General features: G+C 66.1%; 1 protein-coding gene. It reads left to right on the top strand.

Annotated elements, in window-relative coordinates; translation table 11 throughout:
- Positions 1–46 precede the first annotated feature (46 nt).
- The coding region (locus AC5JLB_RS29025; RefSeq protein ID WP_495877293.1) for an adenosylcobalamin-dependent ribonucleoside-diphosphate reductase at positions 47–2,358 on the top strand (2,312 nt) is incomplete at its 3' end.

The following is a 2,358-nucleotide window of genomic DNA, read 5'->3' on the forward strand; positions in this document are numbered from 1 at the left end:
TCGCTTGGCCTGCCGCAAGGGACACGACCGGCCAGGAGGCTCAACGATGAAGATCGCGCGTGCATTCACCACCGAAGGGCGGGATGCTTACGAGGGCATTCCATTCCGCACGACCGCTTCGGAAATTCGCAATCCGGATGGCACCGTCGTGTTCAAGCTCGACGCCCTCGAGGTGCCGGAGGCCTGGAGCCAAGTCGCCGCGGACGTGATCGCGCAGAAGTACTTCCGGAAGGCCGGCGTGCCGTCGCAGACCCAGGCGGCCGCCGAGGACGAGGTGCCGGTCTGGCTGCGCCGCTCGGTTCCCGCGGAGGGAGCGACCTTCGCCGGCGAGACTTCGGCCCGTCAGGTCTTCGACCGGCTGGCAGGCGCCTGGGCCTACTGGGGGTGGAAGGGCGGCTACTTCACCGATGAATCGGACGCGCGCGCTTACTATGACGAGATGCGGCACATGCTCGCCCGCCAGATGGGCGCTCCGAACTCGCCCCAGTGGTTCAATACCGGCCTTCACTGGGCCTACGGCATCGACGGCCCGGCGCAGGGCCATTACTACGTCGATTTCGAGTCGGGCGAGCTCGTCCGCTCGCAGTCGGCCTACGAGCATCCCCAGCCCCACGCCTGCTTCATCCAGAGCGTTGCCGACGACCTCGTGAACGAGGGTGGGATCATGAACCTCTGGGTCCGCGAGGCGCGGCTCTTCAAATACGGTTCGGGCACGGGCACCAACTTCTCGCTGCTGCGCGGCGAGGGCGAGAAGCTCTCGGGTGGCGGCCGGTCCTCCGGCCTCATGGGCTTCCTCAAGATCGGCGACCGCGCGGCGGGGGCGATCAAATCGGGCGGCACCACGCGCCGCGCGGCCAAGATGGTGATCGTCGATGCCGATCACCCCGATATCGAAGCCTTCATCAATTGGAAGGTCATCGAGGAGCAGAAGGTGGCAAGCCTCGTCGCCGGCTCCAAGATGCACGAGAAGCGACTCAATGCGATCTTCGCGGCGATCCGGGCCTGGGATGGCCGGGCCGAGGACGCCTATGAGCCGAGCGTGAACGGCGCGCTTCGCGACGCGATCCGCGACGCCAAGAATTCTGCAATCCCGGAGACTTACGTCAAGCGCGTGCTCGATTACGCAAAGCAGGGCTTCGACTCGATCGAGTTTCCAACCTACGACACCGATTGGGACTCCGAGGCCTACGCCTCCGTCTCGGGCCAGAACTCCAACAACTCGATCCGCGTCACCGACAGCTTCCTGCGCGCGGTGGAGCAGGACGCGGACTGGAACCTGATCGCCCGTGTGGGCGGAAAGGTCGTCAAGACCATCAAGGCGCGCGACCTCTGGGACCAGATCGGTCACGCCGCCTGGGCCTGCGCCGACCCCGGCATCCAGTTCCACGACACCGTCAATGCGTGGCACACCTGCCCGGCCGACGGCCCGATCCGGGGCTCCAACCCCTGCTCGGAATACATGTTCCTGGACGACACCGCCTGCAACCTCGCCTCCCTGAACCTGCTGACTTTCTGGTCCGGCGACCAGTTCGACGCCGACCGCTACATGCACGCCGTCCGCCTCTGGACGCTGACCCTCGAGATCAGCGTGCTCATGGCGCAGTTCCCCTCGAAGGAGATCGCACAGCTCTCCTACGAGTTCCGGACGCTGGGGCTCGGCTACGCGAACATAGGCGGGCTCCTGATGAACATGGGGCTGCCCTACGACAGCCGGGAGGGACGGGCGCTCTGCGGGGCACTGACCGCGATCATGACCGGCGTGGCCTACGCTACCTCGGCCGAGATCGCTTCCGAAGTCGGGCCCTTCGCCGGCTATGAGAAGAACCGCGAGCACATGCTCCGCGTCATACGGAACCACCGGCGCGCGGCCCATGGACAGGCCGGAGGCTACGAGGGGCTGGCGGTGAAGCCCGTGCCGCTCGATCACGAAGGCTGCCCTGACACGCGGCTCGCCGTGCTTGCCATGCAGGCCTGGGACGAGGCGCTGAGCCTGGGGGAGGCGCATGGCTACCGGAACGCACAATCGACGGTGATCGCGCCGACCGGAACGATCGGCCTCGTCATGGACTGCGACACGACCGGGATCGAGCCCGACTTCGCGCTCGTGAAGTTCAAGAAGCTCGCCGGCGGCGGCTACTTCAAGATCATCAACCAGTCGGTTCCCGCCGCCCTCGAGAAGCTCGGCTACTCGTCGTCGCAGATTGAGGAGATCGTGAGCTACGCCGTAGGTCACCGCACCGTCGGGAACGCCCCGGGGATCAACCACACGTCTCTGATCGGGCATGGGTTCGGCCCCGAGGAACTCGACAAGATCGAGGCGGCGCTCCCGCAGGCCTTCGACATCCGCTTCGTGTTCAA

The organism is Myxacorys chilensis, assembly GCF_059505265.1.